Source organism: Micromonospora sonneratiae (assembly GCF_042679305.1).
GTDB classification, from domain to species: domain Bacteria; phylum Actinomycetota; class Actinomycetes; order Mycobacteriales; family Micromonosporaceae; genus Micromonospora_H; species Micromonospora_H sonneratiae.
Window position 1 is genome coordinate 381,798 of the sequence record NZ_JBHTMP010000001.1, and the last position, 19,347, is coordinate 401,144.

The following is a 19,347-nucleotide window of genomic DNA, read 5'->3' on the forward strand; positions in this document are numbered from 1 at the left end:
GTTAGGGGTACCGCCTAACGCAGACCGTAGGCCTGCTTGATGGTCTGCTTGATGGTGTTGCCGTCGGCACCGGTCGCGTCGACCCGCAACGAAACGGTGCCGTCGGTCCTGCCCAGGGACGGGTGCAGCAGCACCGCCCGGTAGTTCCCGTTGGTCCGTACGGTCGGCACCCGCCTCCAGGTGGCACCGCTGTCGTAGCTGACCTCGAGCGTCAGCGACGTGAGTCGTACCCGTGGGTCTCCGGTCGACTCGGTGTACCCGGAGAACGAGATGAGCTGCGGCCTACCCGCCCTGGCGGTGTTGTCCAACTCCAGCGGAACGTCGTAGTCCAGGTACAACTTGCTGGCCGGGTAGCAGGGGCTCTGCCAGAAGATGCCCATCATGCAGAATGCCTGCTGGTCCCCGGCACCGGGCCGCTGGTACCGGAACGTCCACTCGGTGTCGATGTCCCGCGCGTAGCGCTGGAGCTCCACCGGGCTGTGGTACCGGCTCGTCATCCGGTAGGTGTCCGGCTCGGCCGGCATGGCAAAGGTCGGGAACAGCGCGCAGAAGAAGATGAGGTTGCCGCAGTACAGCTTGAACGGGACCTCCCGCTCGCCCTGGAACATCCGCAGCGTCTCGTCGGTGGGTGCCCCGGTCTTGTAGTCCATGCCCATGGTGCGCGGGCCGGCCACCCCGGCACCGTTGCGGGTGAAGTGGGTGGCCTGGAGCAGGTCGCCCACCCGGCAGTCGTCACAACTGGTCGTTCCCGGTTGCCGCTGGTCCAGCGGAATCGCGGTACCGCCGACGGTGAACGGCTGCTGGCCCCAGCGGTAGGTGTACCGGCCCGGCTCGGCGTACACCCGCCCCGACCGTTCGGGAATGCCCAGGTGACGGCCGGTTTCGTCGGCCCGGATCAGCTGCCTGCCCCGGGAGAAGGTGACGTCGTCGGTGACCGGGCCGAGATACTCGGTCCGGGTCGAAACGCCGGTCGAGAACTGCTGCAACATGAACGTACTCTGGTCCGACTGCGCGTTGCTGGCGTACCAGCTGTGGTACTGCATCGGCTCGGGCGTGTCCCGGTGGAACCGGTTGTCGGTCTCGACCAGGTTACGGCTGTTCACCGACAGGTCGGGGCGGGCCGGTATCTGGTCGTGGTGGTAGAACTTCAGGTAGTAGAGGTAGGGCGAGTTGTCCTCACCCGTCGCCGTAATGGTCACCGGCCGGGTGGCGATGGCGGCGGCCAGCGCGCGCCCCTCGTCGACCGGCAGGCTCAGCACCGGGACGTACCTGGGGCCGAGCGGCTGATTCTGCGGCGTCCAGTACTGCAGGATGGCCCGGCCGACCGCGCCGTGGAACAGCACCGCCGCGGCCCCGGCGTCGATCGTCGCCCGAACCCGCGCGTGGGCGGCATAGTCGCAGGCCGGCGTCGGACACAGGTCGGAGAGGTCGAGCCGTACCAGTTTGCCCCGGACATCCACTCGGGACAGGTCCTCGGTGGTACCGGAGCCGACGTCGATCGCAGTGAGCTGCTGCTTTCCGTCGAACATTCCGATGGCCGGGTCGACCGCCTGGTACCGAGGGTGCAGGGACAGGCCGTCGGCGGTCATGCTGACCGGTGCCACACCGAGCAGGTGCTGACTCTGCGCCCGGAAGTCACCCATCGTGGCCCTGTCGGTGGGCAGCGTCCAGAGCCGGCTTCCGTGTGGCAGCACACCGGTGTCGAGGTAGACCCAGAGCCGCTGGTCGGCGCCCCGACGCTGGTAACCGCCCTCCACCTGGTACTCGTAGGACGGCCTCGGCGTGCGTACCTTCGACGCGCTGGCCCGGCTCAGGTCGAAGGTGACCGTGGTGTCGCCGTCAACGAGCACCTCGGGCGCGGTGATCGGAAGGGCGTTCCACGTGCTGTCAGCGTCGTACCAGCCGACGTACCCGTTGACGCTGAACCGGCCGGCCAGCACCTCGAAGGACTTCTCCGGGCCACCCTCGTAGGAGATGCCGTGGTCGAGGTCGTACCGGTCGTCGACCCGGAGGTTGGCGAAGCCCCCGTACTGTAGCCCGGTCATGTGCGGGGCCGGGTTGATCCTGACGGTGAGCCTGCTGCGCTTGGGCTCCTTGAAACCACCCACGGTGGTACGCACGCTCGTCCCGTCGGTCCCGGTCGCGGTGATGAGTCCGCTGTACCAGGTGTCGGGGCGGCCGTTCGTGCCGAGGTCCAGCTTCGCGGTGACCGTGGCGGTGCCGTGGGCGGGGACCTCGATGCTGGTCCGGTCCAGGGTGAGGGTGCCGTCCGGTGCGGCACCGTTACGGGACCGGACGGACGCGGCCAGGTCCAGCGTGACCGGGGCGTCACCGTCGTTGGTGTAGGTCAACGTCCGGCTGGCCGGCGTGTCGTGCGGGAACTGCACCCGACCGAAGTCGATGTTGCCGGTGCCCCGTACGGTCGCGGTGACCGCTCGGGCGACGTCGACCCGCCCGGCCCCCTCCTCCAGCACGCCGGCCGGCGTATCCACGCTGGACTCGGTGAGTCCCGCCTTGAGCTGCGCACCGGTCCAGTCCGGATGCCGCTGGGCCAGGATCGCGGCGGCACCCGCCACGTGCGGGGTCGCCATCGAGGTGCCGCTGGCCGAGGTGTGCAGGTCGTCGACCGGAGTCCCCATCCGGGTGCCGGCCGCGCGGGCCGCCACGATGTCCACGCCCGGCGCGGCGATGTCCGGCTTGGCCAGGTATTCCAGGGTCGGGCCCCGCGACGAGAAGCTGGCGAGCTGATCCTGCTTGTCCACCGCGGCGACGGTCAACGCCGCAGCCGCGCTACCCGGGCTCTGCACGGTCCGCTCGCCGCTGCCGGAGTTGCCGGCCGCGATGACGAACAGCGTGCCGTACCGGGCGGACAGCTCGTTGACCGCCTGCTCCTTCGGGTCCAGGCCGGGCAGGTCACCACCGCCGAGGCTCAGGCTGACGATGTCCGCGCCGCTGGCCGCGGCCCACTCCATGCCGCTGACGATCCACGAGTCCGTGCCGTACCCGCCGTTGGCCAGAACCTTGCCCACCATCAGTTGGGCACCGGGGGCAACACCCCGGTACCTGCCACCGGAGGCCGCGCCGGTTCCGGCGATCGTGGCGGCGACGTGGGTGCCATGTCCGTGTCCGTCCTGCACCTCTTCGTCCGGGACGAAGCTCTCCGACGCGGAGATCTTGCCGGCCAGGTCGGGGTGGTTCAGGTCGGCACCCGTGTCCAGCACCGCGACCTTCACACCGCTGCCGTCGTAGCCGGCCCGCCACGCCGTCGGTGCTCCGATCTGCGGCACGCTCACATCCAGCGAGACCTTGACCCGACCGTCCAGCCAGATCTTGGCCACCCCCTGGTCGAGGGTGGTCGGGGCCGTCGTCCGCGCGCTCTGACCGGCTGCCGGGGTCGTACCGGCGAGGCTGGCCCACAGTTGCGCGACCTTCGCCCGGGCAACCGTGGTCGCTGCGGCGTTCATGCTGGTCAGCGCCCGTGGGGTCGAGGTGCCGGGCAGCGCGTCGGCCTTGCGGTCGGGCGCCTGCACGGTCCGGGCGTTCTCGGCGGGCGGCGGATACTGGACGATGATCGGCAACCCGGCCAGCTCGTCGTTGGTGTAGCCGTTGCGGACCAGGTAGTTGACGTCGAAGAGCCGGCGGTCCAGCTTGCCGGCACCGACCAGCCCCATCGCGTCCGACGGGTAGACGTACCGTGCGTCCCCGTCGTTGACGGTCGTGAACGCTGGCGGCACGCTGCCGCTTCGCGGTGCCACCGAGGTCACTGTCGTGGTCAGCGAGTTGTCGGAGTTGATCCCGACGGTCACCACGTCACCGGTGATGAGCGTGACCTGGGCTGACTTGACCGTCAGACTCGGTTTGGTGGTCAGACTCGGTTTGGTGGTCAGGGTCGGGCCGGTGGCCGGGCTCGGAGCCAACCCGGCCGGGTCGACGGTGGGCGCCGCGAAGCTGGGCAGGCCGGTGGGGGCCAGCATGCTCAGCGAGAGCAGGCCCACGGCCGAGGCGCGTAGACGCCATCGACGAGGTCTCATCTCGATCCTTCCAAATCCAGGGGGTGATTGAAGGAGGTGGGCGCCCGACGAGACGATCTCAGGTCACATCGACCGATGGAAGATCTACCCGAGGCCCTATGCGCGCCATGGCGCGTTCCGGCCCCGGTAACGGTGTGTTCCAGATGGAAAACAACGATGGCGTTAACTGGTTCGATCAATCGATAATCGCGACGTGCTGACGGTCCTCGGTCTGACCAGCGCGGAACAGGATCTGTACGAATTCCTCGTTCCACGCTCACCGATGTCCATGGAGGCCCTGGCCAACTCCGGCATCGACGATCATCTGCCGACCATCGACCGTCTCGTCCGACTCGGGCTGGTGGTACGACTGCCCGGGCAGGTTGCGGCGATTCCACCCCGGCTCGCCTTCGACGCACTGCTGCACAGGCGGTCCGCACAACTGGCCGAGACCCGCCGGCACCTGCGCGCCCTCGCCATGACCGCCGCCAGCCCGTCCGTACCCCACGCAGCCGGCGATGCCGTGGCACCGGTGTACGGTGCCGAGGCGATCGCCCGGGCGGTGGACATGGTGCAACGCAGTGCCGAGCGGGAGGTCCGTGCCTTCGACGCTCCTCCGTACGCCGCAAACCCGTTGGTCGCCAACGAGGTCCAGATGGATCTGCTGGCGAACGGGACCACCTACCGGACGCTCTACGACCGGCGTGGGTTGGAGATACCCGGCCGCCTTCAACACGTCCTGGGGAGCCTGCGGTGCGGCGAGGAGGCCCGGGTGGTCGGAAACCTACCGATGAAGATGATGATCGCCGATGAGACGGTCGGCATCGTGCCGATCGCCGACAACGCCCACGTCATGCACGGGATGGTCGTGCGCGACCCGACCCTGATGGCCAGCCTGTCGACCCTGTTCGAACTGCGCTGGACCCGGGCCGTACCGCTGAGTGTCTACGCGGCAGCCACCTCAGGGCCCAAGTTGCACGTCGGCACTGCGGCACCGACACCTGCGGAACGCAGTGTGTTGACGCTGCTGGTGTCGGGGCTGACCGACTCCGAGATCGCCGCCCACCTCGGTTGGCACGAACGCACGGTCCGCAAGCACGTACACGCGATGAAGGCCCGGCTCGGCGCCACCACCCGCTACCAGGCCGGCATCCTGGCCGTCAAGGCCGGTTGGCTGCGCGGGGGCGGGACGGATCCGGACCTCCCGACCAGAGGACGATGATGGTTGCCGACGGGCGGCTGTGGGTGGCGGGATTGGACCCCGATGGGGAGGCGCTCTACGAACGGCTGGTGGCGGGCCCGGGACTCGCCCCGGACGAGCTGCATGCTCTGGCGTCGAGCCTGGCCAGGCTGCGTGACCGGGGCCTGTTGCGGGAGGTCGGGGGCCAGTTCCTACCGGTGGACCCGGATGTCGCCGCGGACATCGTGCTCGGTCCACGCGAACGTGCACTGGGTGCCGCGCGTCGGCACGTCGACGACCTGGCGACACGTTACCGAAGCAGCCAGGCCGACGGCGAGAGTGCGGCCGCGCTCGCCATCTACGTCGGTGTCCACGCGACCGAGGAACGGATGCTCCAGGTCCGGTCAGTCGCGCAACGGGAGCTCCGCTGCCTGGTACGCACCACCGAACGCCGGGAGTGCCCCATCCCCGATCCGGATCTGCCCTGCCGGGCCGTGCTGGACTACGAGCCACCACTGATCCCGCCCTCGGTACGGGCCCGTTTCCAGGTGGACCTTCCGGCCACCCTGTATCTCGCCGACGACCGGCTCGCCGTCATCCCGGTCCGCCGCGCCGACGAGGCATACGCACTCGTGGTGTCCCCCGGTGGCCTGCTGGATGCGTTGCAGGAGCTGTTCGAGGAGGTGTGGTCGATCTCCGATCCGATGGGCTCGACATCGGGCATCGGTAGCCGGGCCTCGGCCACCGACCAACTGCCCAAGCTGCTGCTGGCCGGGCTGACCGACATGGCGATCGCCAAACAGCTCGGCGTGAGCTACCGCACGGCACAGCGTCGGATCGCGAAACTGATGGACGACCTCGGTGCCCGGACCAGGTTCCAGGCCGGTGTGCAGGCCGCCCTCAGGGAAAGCGAGCTGCTCGACGGCTAGCCGGTCAGGCCCGGTGTCGTCCACCGTCGCCGCCTTCGACCGGCAGGTCCGCCCCGGCCGGCGTGGTCACCGCTCACAGGTCGATCGGACCGTAACGGGTCTGGTCGGCTCCGGTGCTCAGCGCCCAGTAACGGTCGCCGTACGACCAGTGCCACCACTCCGTCGGGTAGTTGACCATTCCAGCCGCCCGTAGCGCCGTACCGAGGATGTCCCGATTGCGCCGCGCCTCGGCGGAGATGTCGGGCGACCCGGTGAAGCAGGCGTTGGCGCTCTGCACCGGGGTGGCGTTGACGGCCGTACCCATGTCCAGCTCGTGTCCGTCGGGGGTGCACAGCGTGAGGTCGACGGTACCGCCGGTGCTGTGCGGGGCGACTTCGGGCGGCGAGACGTACTTGCTGGCCTCGACGCGTAGCCGCTCGGCGTCCCAGTCCGGATACCGTAGGCGCAGCTCGTCCCGGTAGTCGTCGAAGTACTTCGTCTGGAGCCAGAGCGGCCGGTAGCCCTCGACGACCAGCAGCCGCAGCCCGTCCGGCAGGGACCGCTGGGCGGTCAACAGCCTCTCCACGGTGCCTTCCCGCAGGTGTGCGTACGCCCCGGCCGCGTCGGCCAGACGATCGTCGACCCGAAATTCCGCGATCTCGCGCAGATCGACCATGGCCTCGCCGGTGTCACCGAGTGGGATGGCGGAGATTCGCCGGTCGGAGAGCAGGATCAAGGGACGGCTCCAATCAGGTCGGCGCCTGGCAGTGCTGCCGGCGAGGGTCCGGGCTGGACGGGTCCGCCGGCCCGGGCTCGGCCCATGGTCGGCCATCCGCCGACGATCAGGATATCGAGCGGGACGACGCCCCGGATGCTGGCCGGTCGTCGGATCCGGAGGCACCACGGAAGGGCAACCGGATCTCGCGTCCCTGCCAGCGCCTACGTAGCCACCGGTCATGGCTGGCCACGACGACCGCGCCGGGGCCGGTGCCCAGGGCGGCCTCCAGCTCGTCGCACAGTCGCGGGGACAGGTGGTTCGTGGGTTCGTCGAGCAGCAACAGCTGCGGTGGACTCGCCACCAGGAGTGCCAGTGCGAGCCGACGTCGCTGGCCGACCGACAACTCCCCGACGGGCCTGTCCAGGTCCGTCTCGTGCAGCAGACCCAGTGAGTTCAGCGGAACGGCCTCCACCCGCTCGGGGCCGAGCGAAAGCCCATAGGTGTCACGTGCGCTACGGTCCGGTCGGGCGAACACGGTGTCCTGGGCCAGCAGCGCCACGGTCAGCCCGGGCCGCCGCCGTATCTCGCCCTCGGCTGCGAGACACCCGGCGAGTACGGCCAGAAGCGTCGACTTTCCCGCCCCGTTGCCTCCCGTGACGAGTAGGCGTTCCGTGGCGGCTATGTTCAGCTGCCCGATGGTGAGCCGCCCCGGCACGCACACGTCCCGCAGGGAGACGAGTGTGCCGTCAGCCGCCTGTTCGACGAGCGCGGTGGTCCGGAAACGCAACGGCTGCGGCGGCTCACCGATGCGACCGTGTTCCAGTTCGTCGAGTTGTCGGGTCGCGTTGCGCACGCGTCGTGCGATCTGGTTCTGCACCCGGCCGGCGCGGTGACCGTAGCCCATCTTCTCGTTGTCACGCCGCTCACGACCGGGGGCGACGAGGTACGCGGTCACCCCGGCCGCACGACGCAACGCCTCCAGCTTCTCCTGTTCCTCGGCATGACGCCGTTCCCAGCGTTCCCGCTCGGCCCGTTTCTCCGCCTGGTAGGCGCTGTAGTTGCCGCCGTACCGCACCGGACCGTCCATCGCTGGATCGAGATCGATCAGATCCGTGCAGACGGCGTCGAGGAAGGCCCGGTCGTGGCTGGCCACCACGACGGCCCCGGGCAGGCTACGCAGTTGCTCCTCCACGAAGGCGGCAGCGTTGTCGTCGAGGTGGTTGGTCGGCTCGTCCAGCAGCAGCGCCGAAGGTCGACGGACCAGCAGCGCCGCCAACGCCAGACGGCCGCGCTGCCCACCGGAGAGCGAACCGAGGGTCCGGTCGGGTCGGAACGTGCCGAGGCCGAGCCCTTCGAGCATGATCGCGGCGCGTCGGTCGGCGTCCCACGCCTCCCGTTCCCGGGCGTGCTCGAGGCGTTGCCCGTACGCGTCGAGCAGTTCCGCATAGCCGGGATCCTCCTGCGGGGTGCCGGCCACCAGCTCGGTGAGGCGGTCGAGTTCAGCCAGATCGGCGCGGGCCTCACGTAGCGCGTCATCCAGTACGTCGGCGATCGTCGACCCGGTGTCGAATGGCATCTCCTGGTGCAGAAAGCCCAGATCGGCCGGCCGGGTGATGCTGCCGGCGTCGGGGGCGTCCGTGCCCGCGAGCAGGCGCAGCAGCGTCGACTTGCCGACGCCGTTCTCCCCGATCAGTCCGATGCGGTGCCCGGGAGACGCCGTGAGGGAGACGCCGTCGATCACCCGCCGGCTCCCGAGGGTACGGACGATGTCGTGGGCGATCAGGGCTGGTTGAGGCATGTTGGTCCACCAAACGTGATCGGTACTCGGCCCGCCGGGCGGAAACCTCGGACGCGGACCCGGTCGACACGTCAGCGGCTCACACCTGCGGTGCCCCGGTCTCCGTCAGTTCGCCGTCGGCCAGCCGCAGCCACCGGTCCACGCCGATCTCGACGAGGAACCGCTCGTCGTGGCTGACCACCACGAACGCCCCCTGATAGGAGCCCAGGGCGCTTTCCAACTGGCCGACGCTGCTCAGATCGAGGTTGTTCGTCGGCTCGTCGAGCAGCAGCAACTGCGGTGCCGGTTCGGCGCACAGGACGCAGGCCAGAGTGGCTCGCAGCCGTTCACCACCGGAGAGCACCCCGACCGGAAGATGGGCCCGGGTCCCCCGGAAGAGGAAGCGCGCAAGCAGGTTCATCCGCTCCGCCTCGGTCCGACCGGGGGCGAAGGCGGCGAAGTTCTCGGCGACGGTGCGGTCGAGGTCCAGCAGGTCCAGACGCTGCGAGAGGTAGGCGATCCGGCCGTCCGCCCGCTTGATCCGGCCACTGCCCAGTTCGAGATCACCGTTGATCAGGCGTAGCAGCGTGCTCTTGCCCGCACCGTTGGGACCGGTCAGGGCGATGCGTTCGGGACCCCGGATCGTCAGGTCGACACCGTCTCCGGCGAACACGGCCCGTCCGCCGAGGCGGACCTGCATCTGCTCGCCGAGGAGGAGCGTGCGTCCGGCGGGGACGTTGGTGTCCGGCAGGTCCAGCGTGATCCGCTGCTCGTCGCGCAGGGCCCGCCCCGCCTCGTCCAGCCGTGCCCTGGCCTCGCTGACCCGGGAGGCGTGCATCTGACCCGCCCGGCCCGCGGACTCCTGAGCACCCCGCATCATGTTCCCGGCGACGATGCGGGGCAGGCCCGCGTTCTTGAGGTTGCGGGCGGCGTTGCTGGCGCGGCGTTCGGCCCGTTCCCGGGCCTGCTGCATCTCCCGCTTCTCCCGCTTCAACTCCTGCTCGGCGTTGCGTACGTTCTTCTCGGCCACCTCCTGCTCGGCCCGCACCGCCGCCTCGTACTGCGTGAAGTTGCCGCCGTAGAAACGCAGTTCATCGCGGTCGAGTTCGGCGATGCGCTCCATCCGGTCGAGCAGCGCCCGGTCGTGGCTGACGAGCAGCAGGCAGCCGTTCCAGTCCGCCAGCACGTCGTAGAGCTTGTGGCGGGCGTCGAGGTCGAGGTTGTTGGTCGGCTCGTCGAGCAGCAGCACGTCGGGCTGCTTCAGCAACTGGGCTGCCAGGCCGAGTGAGACGATCTGACCGCCGCTGAGCGTGCTCATGCTCTGGTCGAAAGCGAGGTCGGCCAGACCCAGTCGGTGCAGTTGGGCACGGGTGCGTTCCTCGATGTCCCAGTCGTCGCCGATGGTCGTGAAGTGTTCCTCACTCGTGTCCCCCGACTCCACCGCGTCGATCGCCTGGATCACCGTGGCGACGCCCAGGACCTCGGCCACCGTGAGATCACCGGTCAGGGGAAGGGTTTGTGGGAGGTATCCGAGCGTGCCGTTCACGGACACGGATCCGGTGGTCGGTCGCAATTCACCCGCGATCAGTTTGAGCAGGGTGCTCTTGCCGGCACCGTTGGGCGCGACCAGGCCCGTGCGTCCGCTGCCCACGGTGAAAGACAGGTCTTCGAAGACCGGTGTGTCGTCGGGCCAGGCGAACGAGAGGTTCGAAGCGGTGATGGAGGCGTCAGACATGAAGGAAACCTCGGGTGAGACGCGGGCATACGGGAACGTGATGCCCGATTCATGGAAAAGGGGACGACAAAACGGGCCGCTACGGCGCGTAGGCTCTCGCGCACGGTCCAGCAGCCTGTCAGATCCGGGTATCACCCGGAGATGTCGTCGTCACCCGCCATGTCTGGTCTCCTCGGTCACAGTTGACGTAGTCCCGAGCGTACCAGCAACGGCCCGCCCGGCCATGCGCCGCCGCCAGCCATCAGACGGCGAATGGTGTGACGGTGTTCTTGGGGACACACCGCCACACCGACGCCGGGGCTGCCGCAACACCCCGGCGGGATTGACCGCTGTCCCACCCGCACGGGCGCCGGCAGCAACCCGGCCCAAACAGGGTGGGCCGACGGATCTCAGGACCGGGTCTTCACCGTGAAGTACCAACCGGTCCGCTTCTGCCCGTTGACCCAGTAGTACACAGCCCAGCATGGTCCCGGCGACGTCCATGAGCTGGCGTACGCCGGCCGGGCGGCATTGCAGGCCGAAAGCGAGTGGTAGAGCGGGCTTCTGTAGTCCGCGTGCGCGGGCGAGGCCATGCCGAGCACCAGACCGCCAGCCACCGCAGCGGCAGTGACGAGAGCGCGGATGCGAGGGCGACCTGAAATCTCCGCCATCGTTTCTCCCTTCTTCCCAGCCCGGTCCGTCGAGGACCACGGGCCACCAGTTGTCCATGAACGGCCTACGCCCCAGGATCCAGGTCGGTCCGGCAATGGCCCTGGGCATGAAAGAGCCCATCGCGCCCATCACCAACTCCGTCGACCAGTTGCCGTCTGCTCCGTTCCGACGGCTGCCCTGATCAACGGGTCACCTCCATTTCGGACACCTCGCGCGAAAGGTGCCGACCTTTTGGCGTGTGGCGCAGTTGGGCGGACTCTACCTGAGTTTCTCCATCATCAATGTCATGCTTTTGGGGGTCCACCATCGTTGTCATTGATTCATGATCTGGATTGTCCGGGTAGTGAACCCTCGGAACGGCGGGCTCTGATGTACGTCGCGAAGTTCTCAGCGGCTGGTGGGGGCGCCTCCCCGGCGCGCAGATAGAGGCCGATCGGATTCTCGATCCGCACACCGTCGACGGTGACCCGGCTGACCTCGCCACGTTCGACGCTGTCCCGCACTTCAAGTGCTGAGGCCAGTGCGGTTCCGTAACCTGACGCGACAGCCCTGATCGTTTCCGCCGTTCCGCTGCACTGCAATCCGATGCGCGGGGCGGGCACACCGTGCATCTGGCATATCGCCGCCAGAAGCTCCCGGCCGGAGCTTCCCTTCTCCCTGGCGACGATCGGCTCAGCCAGTACCCTTTCCAGGGTTGCGTTCCGACCGGCGAGCGGATGGCCGCTCGAGACGATGAAGCAGAGTTCGTCGTACAGGACCTGTTCACGGCGTAGCCCGGCCGGCAGTGGCCGTCCTCCGCCTACGACAGCGAGATCGGCCTCGTAGTGCAGCAGCCGGTCGAGAGCCTCGCGTGAGTTCGATGTCGTCAAAACAATGTCGATCTCCGGGTGGGCCCGTTTCCAGTTTGCGACCCAGCCCGGCAGGAGCATGTTGGCGGGCAGGTACGTCGCGGCGATCCGCAGCGTGCCCTTCTCGCCGAGCCGGATGAGTTGGGCCCCTCGTTCGATGTCGCGTTCCAGGGCGAACAACACCCGCGCCCGATCAGCCAGCCACCGGCCCGCCTCGGTCGGAGCGATGCCCCTGCCCTGCGGGCGGAACAGCGTGAGCCCGAGTTCGCGCTCGAGTTTGCGCAGCTGAGCCGTCACCGCAGGCTGACTCACCCGCAGTCGCTCGGCGGCCTTCGTCACGCTGCCGCATTCGATGACCTCGTAGAACATACGGAAGGCATGCAGGTTCACCAGAGGCCACGTCCCATCAGCACAGGTTATGAGTTCACAAGAAACATATACTAGTGCTATCGGTTGCCTCCTTCTAGCCTCATACAAACGGACTCGGAGAAGGCGAAGGGGGAAAGAGACCAGGCGGTTCGACTCGCCATCGACACGTCGAACCAGGCCGAGGCTCTCTCGCGGATGAACTACCGTTGCATGGAATGCGGCAAGGAATCGTTCGACTCGAGGCGTCCACCATTTCGGTGCGATTGCCAGGGGCTACTGGATGTCGTCCACCACAACCTGTCGGACGTCGACGCCGATCGACTGAAACACGTATTCGATTCGCGGCTCGGTGAGCGCGGCACCCCGTTCTCCGGAGGGGTCTGGCGCTACAAGGAGCTCATCCATCCAGAGCTGCCAATCGATCAGATCGTGACCAAGTACGAGGGCAACACGGGGCTCTACGAGAGCGAGTCGCTCACCAGCTACGCGGGTGTTCGCAAACTGTGGATCAAAGCGCAGAGCGAGAACCCGAGCGGCTCGTTCAAGGACAACGGAATGACCGTTGCCGTCTCCCACGGTCGCTGGCTCGGCTACGACAATTTCGCGTGTACCTCCACGGGGAACACGTCCTCGTCGATGGCGATGTACGCCGCGTTGAGCGGATCGAAGTCGACCGTCTTCCTTCCTTCGCATGGCGTGTCTCGCAACAAGGCGCTACAGACCGAGGCGTACGGAGCGCGACTCATCCGGACCGAGGGCGGCTACGACGACGGCATTCGTTTCCTCGAACGCCACGCGGACGAGTTCGGGCTGTACGTCTGCAACTCGATCAACCCGCTCCGTGTCGAGGGCCAGAAGAGCATCGCGTTCGAACTCGCGCACCAGTTGGGCTGGACACTCCCCGACTGGCTGGTCGTTCCCGGTGGCGCGCTCAGCAACGCATCCGCGATCGGGAAGGGACTGCTGGAGCTACATCGGACCGGATTCATCGACTCCGTCCCACGGATTGCGATCGTTCAGGCCGAGGGCGCGTCCCCCTTCCACCGCATGGTCGCGGCGAAGGAACGAAGCCTCATCCCCGAGCCTCGGCCCGCCACGGTCGCCTCGGCCCTGAACATCGGCCATCCACCGAACTGGCCGAAGGCGATGCGCTACGTGATCGAACAGTCGGACGGCATCACCGTCTCGGTCACCGACAACGAAATCCTCGAGGCGAAGAACCGGATCGACCGGAGTGGAATCGGCTGTGAGCCGGCCTCCGCTGCCTCGCTTGCCGGACTACGTCGACTCGTATCCGCCGGAGACGTCGGCCCGGACGAGACAGCCGCCTGCATCCTTACGGGAAACCTACTGAAGGACACGGACGCGATAGCACGATCGCTGAAACACGAAAAACGGCACGGGCCGGACGACGTGGTCCCGCCGATCCCGCTCACGCCCGACGTCGTACGGGCAATGCTGTGACCACCCCGGCACCGTCGACAGTCGACCGGATCGCTCAGGCCCGCATGCGCCGTCTCGTCGCGGCGATCAGCAGTTCGACCAGTTTTGCGAGCCCGGCGGCACCGAACTGGTCGCCCGCCTGTCGTACGGTCACGAGCAGCGGTGCGGCACGGTCGAGGACCACCTCCTCCCGGGCCAGCACGTAGTAGAGCGCCAGCATGGCGGCGCGGGCGTTGCCGTCGTCGAACGGATGGAAGAACGCCACGTCGAGATAGACCCGGGCAGCTCGGGACGGTAGCGGCAGGTCGTCATCGGTGGCCTGTGCCAGGCATTCCTCGAACCGGGCAGGAAGATCAGGCCGCCAGAGGTAGCGTTCCCGGCCCCGTTTGGCGTAGGCGGGGCCGGCACGGAAACCCGCCTCGGGTACCCCGAGCACCGTGCGCTGCCACTCCGCCAGCCGTACGAAAGTGAGCGGTCCGCCCTCGGCCGCCGCCCGGCGTACCTGGCCGAGTGCGACAGTCAACTCCTGGCTGCCCGCCGGACGTTGGGCGACATGGTCGGCGATCGCATCCCGGTCGGTTCGGACTGGGCCGGACACGTGGCCGGCGGCGATGCTCCAGTCGACCCGGGCGCGCACGGCTTGCCACGCGGCCAGATCGTCCGTAGCCGGCCCGGCTTCCGGTCGACGGTACCGGCGGGGCTGAGCTGGCAGGTTGCTGGTCCGTAACGATGGCCAGCCGGGCGGCCAGGTGTCGGGCCAGTCGTCGGTCCCGGGTGTCGGCTGGGCTGCTCGTCCGGTGGCCTGCGGCCCTACGATCCGATGTGCCAGCCGCTCCGCAACGTCGGTGATGGCCACCGTGCTGGGTTCCACCCAGCTCTCGAACCGTCCATCGATGGCGTCCTCGATCAGCGTCGAACGGTGCTGCTCGGGAATCCCGGCAGCGGTGAGGAACCAGGTAAGGACCTGCTGGCAGCGGGCGTACCAACCGCCGTCACTGCGAGATCGTGCCGCGGTCAGGTTCACGAGTTGAGCGACAGCGACCTCCCAGGCGACGACCAGGTCGTCCGGTGACTCCTGGGACCTGAGCAGCGGCAGAAAACGGGTGAACTGCCCGGCCAGGTCCGCCAACCAGCCTCGCCATCCGATCAGCGATTCTGCGACGAGGGTCAGGGTCTCGTCCGCAGACGTGACGGAATGCGAGACGCAGCACCATCCGTCGACCGGTCCGCCGTGGTATTCGCCCGCACCGGCAAACCACCACCAGCCGCAGGCCCAGCGCCCGCACCGGTCGACGAGGGCATGACTCACGACGTTCCGCCACTGCTCGGCCTCACTACCACCGACAAGTTGGAAGCCGACCCACTTCGGCGGTGGTGGTACGGGAGGCGCGACGGCCCGTACCACGTCACCCGCCCGGACAGCGTCGAACGGGTGCCTGGCCGGATCAACGTCAGCCCAGGTGAGCAAGGCTGGTGCGATCCGCTTCCACGATTCGTCATCCGACATCGGCAGCCATCCTGACAGGCCGGTCGGACACCCGCCGCCGAAGGGGCACGGCTCAGACTCGCTACCCAGCCGATCGGGCAAGGTCGCCGCCGTCGACTCACTCGGTGATCGACCGACGCAACTCCCGTTTGAGCACCTTGTGACTCGGCCCGAGCGGCAACTCCGACACGAACCGGATCCGGCGCGGATACTTGTGCCGGCCGAGCCGCTCCCGCGCCCAGCCGATGACCTCCTGGACGTCCGGCGGGTCAACCGAGGGATCCAGCACCACCACCGCGCAGATCTCCTCCCCGTGTACCGGGTCCGGTACACCGATCACGGCGACCTGGGCAACCGCCGGGTGCCGGGCCAGCACCTCCTCCACCTCGCGCGGATAGACGTTGAAACCGCCCCGGATGACGACATCCTTGGTCCGGTCCACGATGGTGACGAAGCCGTCGGCGTCCCGCGTGCCGAGGTCCCCGGTACGGAACCAGCCGTCGACGAGCGCCTCCCCGGTCGCCTCCGGACGGCCGAGATATCGATCGAACACGTTGTGCCCACGAATCACGATCTCGCCCAGTTCACCGACGCCCAGCAGCTCGATCCGCTCCGGGACCTCCGGGCGGGCGATCTCCACCTCGACCCCCCAGACCGGGTGGCCGACCGTACCGGCCCGGGTACCGAAGTGCGGCTGGTTGGTGGTCGCGGTCGGCGAGGTCTCCGACAGCCCGTACCCCTCGAAGATCGTCGTGTCGAAGGCCGTGTTGAAGCGTTCGAGTACGGCGACCGGCAGTGATGCGCCGCCGGAGATGCAGAGCCGCAGCCGGGGCAGCGCCGTACGGCCGGCGGCGGCCTCCAACAGCGCGAGGTACATCGTCGGTACCCCGTGGAAGACGTCCACCCGCTCCCGGACCATCAACTCCAGTGCGGCCGGACCGGTGAACCGGGCCAGCAGCACCAGGGTGCCGCCGATCCGGAAGGTGCCGTTCATCGCCACCGTCTGCCCGAAGCTGTGGAACAGCGGCAGACAGCCCAGCACCACGTCGGTGGGTCGGGCGTCGTTGGCGTCGAAGACGTTCACCATCGCGTTCATCACCAGGTTGAGGTGGGTCAGCACGGCGCCCTTCGGCTCACCGGTGGTGCCGCTGGTGTAGAGGATCACCGCCGGATCCTCCGCGCTGCGCGAGGCGTACGACGGCAGCGGTTCCAGCCCGGAGCACAGCTCCGCCAGCCGCCGGATTGGGGAGCGTGGCAACGCTGCCGAACGCTGGACCGGAACCGTCGACTCCGTAGCCTGGGCTGGATCCGACGGCACCACCCCGACGGTGACCAGCGGAATACCGGCCCGCTCGGCCGCCGCCGCACCCATCGCGAGTTGGCTACCGTGACAGATCAGCAGTTCGGCCCGACTGTCCCGGAGCACGTAGGCTGCCTCTTCCGCGGTGAGCAGCAGATGGACCGGAACGACCGTCGCGCCGACCGCCAGCGCCGCATAGTAGGCGCGCGGAAAGTCGGCCACGTTCGGCGCCAGCAGTGCGACCGTACCGCCGGGTCGCATGCCCAACTCGCGCAGTCCGGCCGCGTACGACCGGGCCTCCTGCCACAGGTCCGCGTAGGTGATCCGGGCCTCGCCGTCGACGACGGCGGTCTTCGTCGGATACCTCCGGGCGGATTCGGCGAGTACGGCAGCCAGCGAAAGACTGGTCATCACGCCTCCCGGGCGAAGTAGAGCCGGCTGACCGTCTCGGCCACACAGACCGGTTTGCCACCGCTGTCGCTCTCCACGGTGACCGTATTGACCAGTTGGACTCCGCCGGCTACCTCGGTCACCTCGTCGACCCGGACGGTTGCCCGGATCCGGCTGCCGGTACGCAGCGGGGCCGGAAACCGTACCCGGTTCAACCCGTAGTTGACCCCCATCCGGAGTCCCTCGACCCGGTAGACGTCACGGACCAGGGCTGGCAGCAGTGACAGGGTGAGGTAGCCGTGGGCGACGGTGCCGCCGAAGGGTCCGGACGCGGCCCGCTCCGCGTCGACGTGGATCCACTGGTGGTCGTCGGTGGCTTCCGCGAAGAGGTCCACCCGGTCCTGTTCCACCGGATGCCACTGCCCGGGACCGAGGGGCTCGCCGATCACGGCGGTGAGTTCCCTGGGCGACTGGAAGATCCTCACCCCAGATTCGAAGGTGCTCACGCGAGGTGCCCTCCGAGCTTCGTGTAGCCGCGCAGCAGGTCGCGGGAGATGATCAGTCGTTGCATCTCGTCGGTGCCCTCGAAGATGCGCAGCAACCGGACCTGCCGGTACCACCGTTCGATCGGCAGTTCCCGGGTGTAGCCCATACCGCCGTGGATCTGCATCACGCGGTCCACCACCCGGTTGATCATGCCGGCGCCGTAGAGTTTCGCCATCGAGGAGGCGTGCCTCGGGTCGAGTCCGGCGTCGATGGTCCAGGCCGCCCGGAGCACCAGCCAGCGAGCCGCCTCCAACTCGGTTTCCGAGTCGGCCAGCATCCAGCCGATCGCCTGGTTCTCGCCGATCGGTCGGCCGAAGGTGTGCCGGGTGTTCGCGTACTCGATCGCCATGCCCAGTGCCCGTTCGGCGATGCCGAGCGCGTGCGAGGGGATGACGTACCGCCCCTTGCCGATCCACTGCATGGCGAGCGCGAAGCCCTGTCCGACCTCGCCGAGGACGTTCCGCTGCGGTACCCGGACGTCCTCGAAGATCAGTGACGCCGGCCCGCCCTCCCCCATCGTCTGGATGAACTCGGAACGCCAGCCCATCGTCCGGTCCACCAGGAAGGCGGTGCTGCCCCCCTTGCGTACGTCCTTGTCCCGGTCGGTGACCGCGATGACGATGGCGAAGTCGGCCTCGTTGCCGCCGGTGATGAACGTCTTCTCGCCGTTTAGTACCCAGTCGTCACCGTCGCGGCGGGCGGCGAACCGGATGTTGGCCGCGTCCGAGCCGGCACCAGGTTCGGTGATGGCGAAACAGGAGCGACGTTCACCCTCGATGGTCGGCAGCAGGTATTCGCGCTGCTGCTCGTCGTTGGCGTGGAAGAGGATGTTGTCCGCCTCCCCGCCGAACCGGAACGGCACGAAGCTGCGGCCCACCTCGGTCCAGATCAGCGACTGGGTGACGGCCGGCAGGCCCATCCCGCCGTACTCGTCCGGGGTGTCCAGGCCCCAGAAGCCGAACTTGCGGGCCTTGAGCTGCAACTCGCGTAGCTGGCCGGGCTCAAGGCCGGGCTGGTGGGCGCGCTCGCGACGCAGCACCTCCGGCTCCAGCGGTACGACCTCACGGGTGATGAACTCCCGGGCGGTGTCCCGGATCGCCCGCTCCTCGTCGCTCAGTGCGAAGTCCACGATCTCCTCCTCTGGTCTGGTCGTCGAACCGTTCGCCCGGCCTGCCGGGTGCCGCCCGGCCTGCCGGGTGCCGCCGGACGGTCAGCGGGCACCGCCGTTGACGTAGAGGGTCTGGCCGCTGACGTACGAGGCGTCGTCGCTGGCCAGGAACGCGACCACCGAGGCGATCTCGGTCGGCTGGCCGACCCGACGCAGTGGGGTCAACTCGGCGACCATCTTCTGGTGCTCCTCCGGATTGGATCCGACCCGTACGGCGGTGGCGGCGGTCATCGCGGTGGCGACGTATCCGGGGGCGACCGCGTTGACGGTGACGTTGTACGGCCCCAGTTCGATGGCGAGGGTGGCGGTAAGTCCCTGCACACCGGCCTTGGCTGCGGCGTAGTTGACCTGTCCCCGGTTACCGAGCGCGGAGCGGCTGCTCAGGTTGACGATCCGACCGTAGCGGGCGGCGACCATCCGCTTCTGCGCCGCCTGGCAGCAGTGGAACATGCTGGTCAGGTTGGTGTTCAGCACCGCGTGCCACTCGGCGGCCGTCATCTTGAACAGCAGGTTGTCCCGGGTGATGCCGGCGTTGTTGACCAGGATGTGCAGTCCGCCGAGGTCGGCGACGACCTGCTCGGTCATCGCCTCGACCGCGTCGGCGTCGGTGACGTCGCAGCCGAGGCCGATCGCCCGGGCCCCGGTGGCGGTGAGTTCGTCGGCGACGAGTCTGCTCCGCTCGGCGTCAAGGTCGACGACCGCGACGGCGGCCCCCTCGGCGGCCAGTCGGCGGGCGGTGGCGGCACCGATGCCCTGGGCCGCGCCGGTGACGATGGCGACCCGGTCGGCGAATCTGTTCACGGTCTCTCCCTGGTGGT

Annotated in this window: 14 protein-coding genes; 3 read left to right on the forward strand and 11 right to left on the reverse strand. The window is 68.4% G+C overall.

The features are described from left to right. Positions 1–14: 14 nt before the first annotated feature. A complete protein-coding gene (locus tag ACFQ4H_RS01595; protein ID WP_377566072.1) occupies positions 15–4,031 on the reverse strand; it encodes a S8 family peptidase in 4,017 nt (1,338 codons plus the stop codon). A gap of 193 nt (positions 4,032–4,224) precedes the next feature. Between ACFQ4H_RS01595 and ACFQ4H_RS01600 the strand changes: the two genes are divergently transcribed. Further along, entirely contained in the window at positions 4,225–5,232 is a 1,008-nt protein-coding gene (locus tag ACFQ4H_RS01600; RefSeq protein ID WP_377566075.1) for a LuxR C-terminal-related transcriptional regulator, read from the forward strand. Then, complete coding sequence (locus ACFQ4H_RS01605) at positions 5,232–6,119, forward strand: hypothetical protein (protein ID WP_377566078.1); 888 nt, start codon at positions 5,232–5,234, stop codon at positions 6,117–6,119. Before ACFQ4H_RS01600 ends, ACFQ4H_RS01605 begins: the two co-directional genes overlap by 1 nt. A 73-nt stretch (positions 6,120–6,192) precedes the next feature. On the opposite strand, the gene ACFQ4H_RS01610 is transcribed toward ACFQ4H_RS01605, so the two are convergent. The 5 genes from ACFQ4H_RS01610 to ACFQ4H_RS01630 form a co-directional block, all read right to left on the reverse strand. After that, a complete protein-coding gene (locus tag ACFQ4H_RS01610; protein ID WP_377566081.1) occupies positions 6,193–6,834 on the reverse strand; it encodes a M15 family metallopeptidase in 642 nt (213 codons plus the stop codon). A gap of 106 nt (positions 6,835–6,940) precedes the next feature. Further along, positions 6,941–8,614 (reverse strand): ABC-F family ATP-binding cassette domain-containing protein, encoded by a 1,674-nt coding sequence (locus ACFQ4H_RS01615; RefSeq protein WP_377566084.1) that lies wholly within the window; start codon positions 8,612–8,614, stop codon positions 6,941–6,943. Positions 8,615–8,693: 79 nt separating this feature from the next. After that, entirely contained in the window at positions 8,694–10,328 is a 1,635-nt protein-coding gene (gene abc-f / locus ACFQ4H_RS01620) for a ribosomal protection-like ABC-F family protein (RefSeq protein ID WP_377566087.1), read from the reverse strand. A 389-nt stretch (positions 10,329–10,717) separates the two neighbouring features. Further along, complete coding sequence (locus tag ACFQ4H_RS01625) at positions 10,718–10,978, reverse strand: hypothetical protein (RefSeq protein ID WP_377566090.1); 261 nt, start codon at positions 10,976–10,978, stop codon at positions 10,718–10,720. A 321-nt stretch (positions 10,979–11,299) separates the two neighbouring features. Continuing rightward, entirely contained in the window at positions 11,300–12,217 is a 918-nt protein-coding gene (locus ACFQ4H_RS01630; protein WP_377566093.1) for a LysR family transcriptional regulator, read from the reverse strand. 189 nt (positions 12,218–12,406) lie between these two features. On the opposite strand from ACFQ4H_RS01630, the gene thrC reads away from it, so the two are divergent. Beyond that, the gene (gene thrC / locus ACFQ4H_RS01635) at positions 12,407–13,660 is read left to right on the forward strand and encodes a threonine synthase (protein ID WP_377566229.1); all 1,254 of its coding nucleotides are present in this window, start codon (positions 12,407–12,409) and stop codon (positions 13,658–13,660) included. 34 nt (positions 13,661–13,694) lie between these two features. Here thrC and ACFQ4H_RS01640 read toward each other — a convergent pair whose 3' ends face one another. The 5 genes from ACFQ4H_RS01640 to fabG form a co-directional block, all read right to left on the reverse strand. Beyond that, complete coding sequence (locus tag ACFQ4H_RS01640) at positions 13,695–15,146, reverse strand: Fic family protein (protein ID WP_377566095.1); 1,452 nt, start codon at positions 15,144–15,146, stop codon at positions 13,695–13,697. A gap of 97 nt (positions 15,147–15,243) precedes the next feature. Continuing rightward, complete coding sequence (locus tag ACFQ4H_RS01645) at positions 15,244–16,836, reverse strand: long-chain-fatty-acid--CoA ligase (protein ID WP_377566098.1); 1,593 nt, start codon at positions 16,834–16,836, stop codon at positions 15,244–15,246. Then, a complete protein-coding gene (locus ACFQ4H_RS01650; RefSeq protein ID WP_377566101.1) occupies positions 16,836–17,321 on the reverse strand; it encodes a MaoC family dehydratase in 486 nt (161 codons plus the stop codon). Before ACFQ4H_RS01650 ends, ACFQ4H_RS01645 begins: the two co-directional genes overlap by 1 nt. Continuing rightward, positions 17,318–18,490 carry an acyl-CoA dehydrogenase family protein gene (locus ACFQ4H_RS01655; RefSeq protein WP_377566103.1) on the reverse strand — a complete coding sequence of 391 codons (1,173 nt, stop codon included), beginning with the start codon at positions 18,488–18,490 and terminating at the stop codon, positions 17,318–17,320. Before ACFQ4H_RS01655 ends, ACFQ4H_RS01650 begins: the two co-directional genes overlap by 4 nt. A gap of 81 nt (positions 18,491–18,571) precedes the next feature. After that, positions 18,572–19,330, reverse strand: a complete 759-nt coding sequence (fabG, locus tag ACFQ4H_RS01660) for a 3-oxoacyl-ACP reductase FabG (protein ID WP_377566106.1) — start codon at positions 19,328–19,330, stop codon at positions 18,572–18,574. Between the last annotated feature and the right edge of the window lie 17 nt (positions 19,331–19,347).

What these genes read in the sequence shown, in the direction of transcription:
- ACFQ4H_RS01595 (WP_377566072.1), bottom strand. Translation starts at nt 4,031, where the DNA reads ATGAGACCTCGTCGATGGCGTCTACGCGCCTCGGCCGTGGGCCTGCTC.
- ACFQ4H_RS01605 (WP_377566078.1), top strand. Translation starts at nt 5,232, where the DNA reads ATGGTTGCCGACGGGCGGCTGTGGGTGGCGGGATTGGACCCCGATGGG.
- ACFQ4H_RS01615 (WP_377566084.1), bottom strand. Translation starts at nt 8,614, where the DNA reads ATGCCTCAACCAGCCCTGATCGCCCACGACATCGTCCGTACCCTCGGG.
- abc-f (WP_377566087.1), bottom strand. Translation starts at nt 10,328, where the DNA reads ATGTCTGACGCCTCCATCACCGCTTCGAACCTCTCGTTCGCCTGGCCC.
- ACFQ4H_RS01625 (WP_377566090.1), bottom strand. Translation starts at nt 10,978, where the DNA reads ATGGCGGAGATTTCAGGTCGCCCTCGCATCCGCGCTCTCGTCACTGCC.
- thrC (WP_377566229.1), top strand. Translation starts at nt 12,407, where the DNA reads ATGGAATGCGGCAAGGAATCGTTCGACTCGAGGCGTCCACCATTTCGG.
- ACFQ4H_RS01640 (WP_377566095.1), bottom strand. Translation starts at nt 15,146, where the DNA reads ATGTCGGATGACGAATCGTGGAAGCGGATCGCACCAGCCTTGCTCACC.
- ACFQ4H_RS01645 (WP_377566098.1), bottom strand. Translation starts at nt 16,836, where the DNA reads ATGACCAGTCTTTCGCTGGCTGCCGTACTCGCCGAATCCGCCCGGAGG.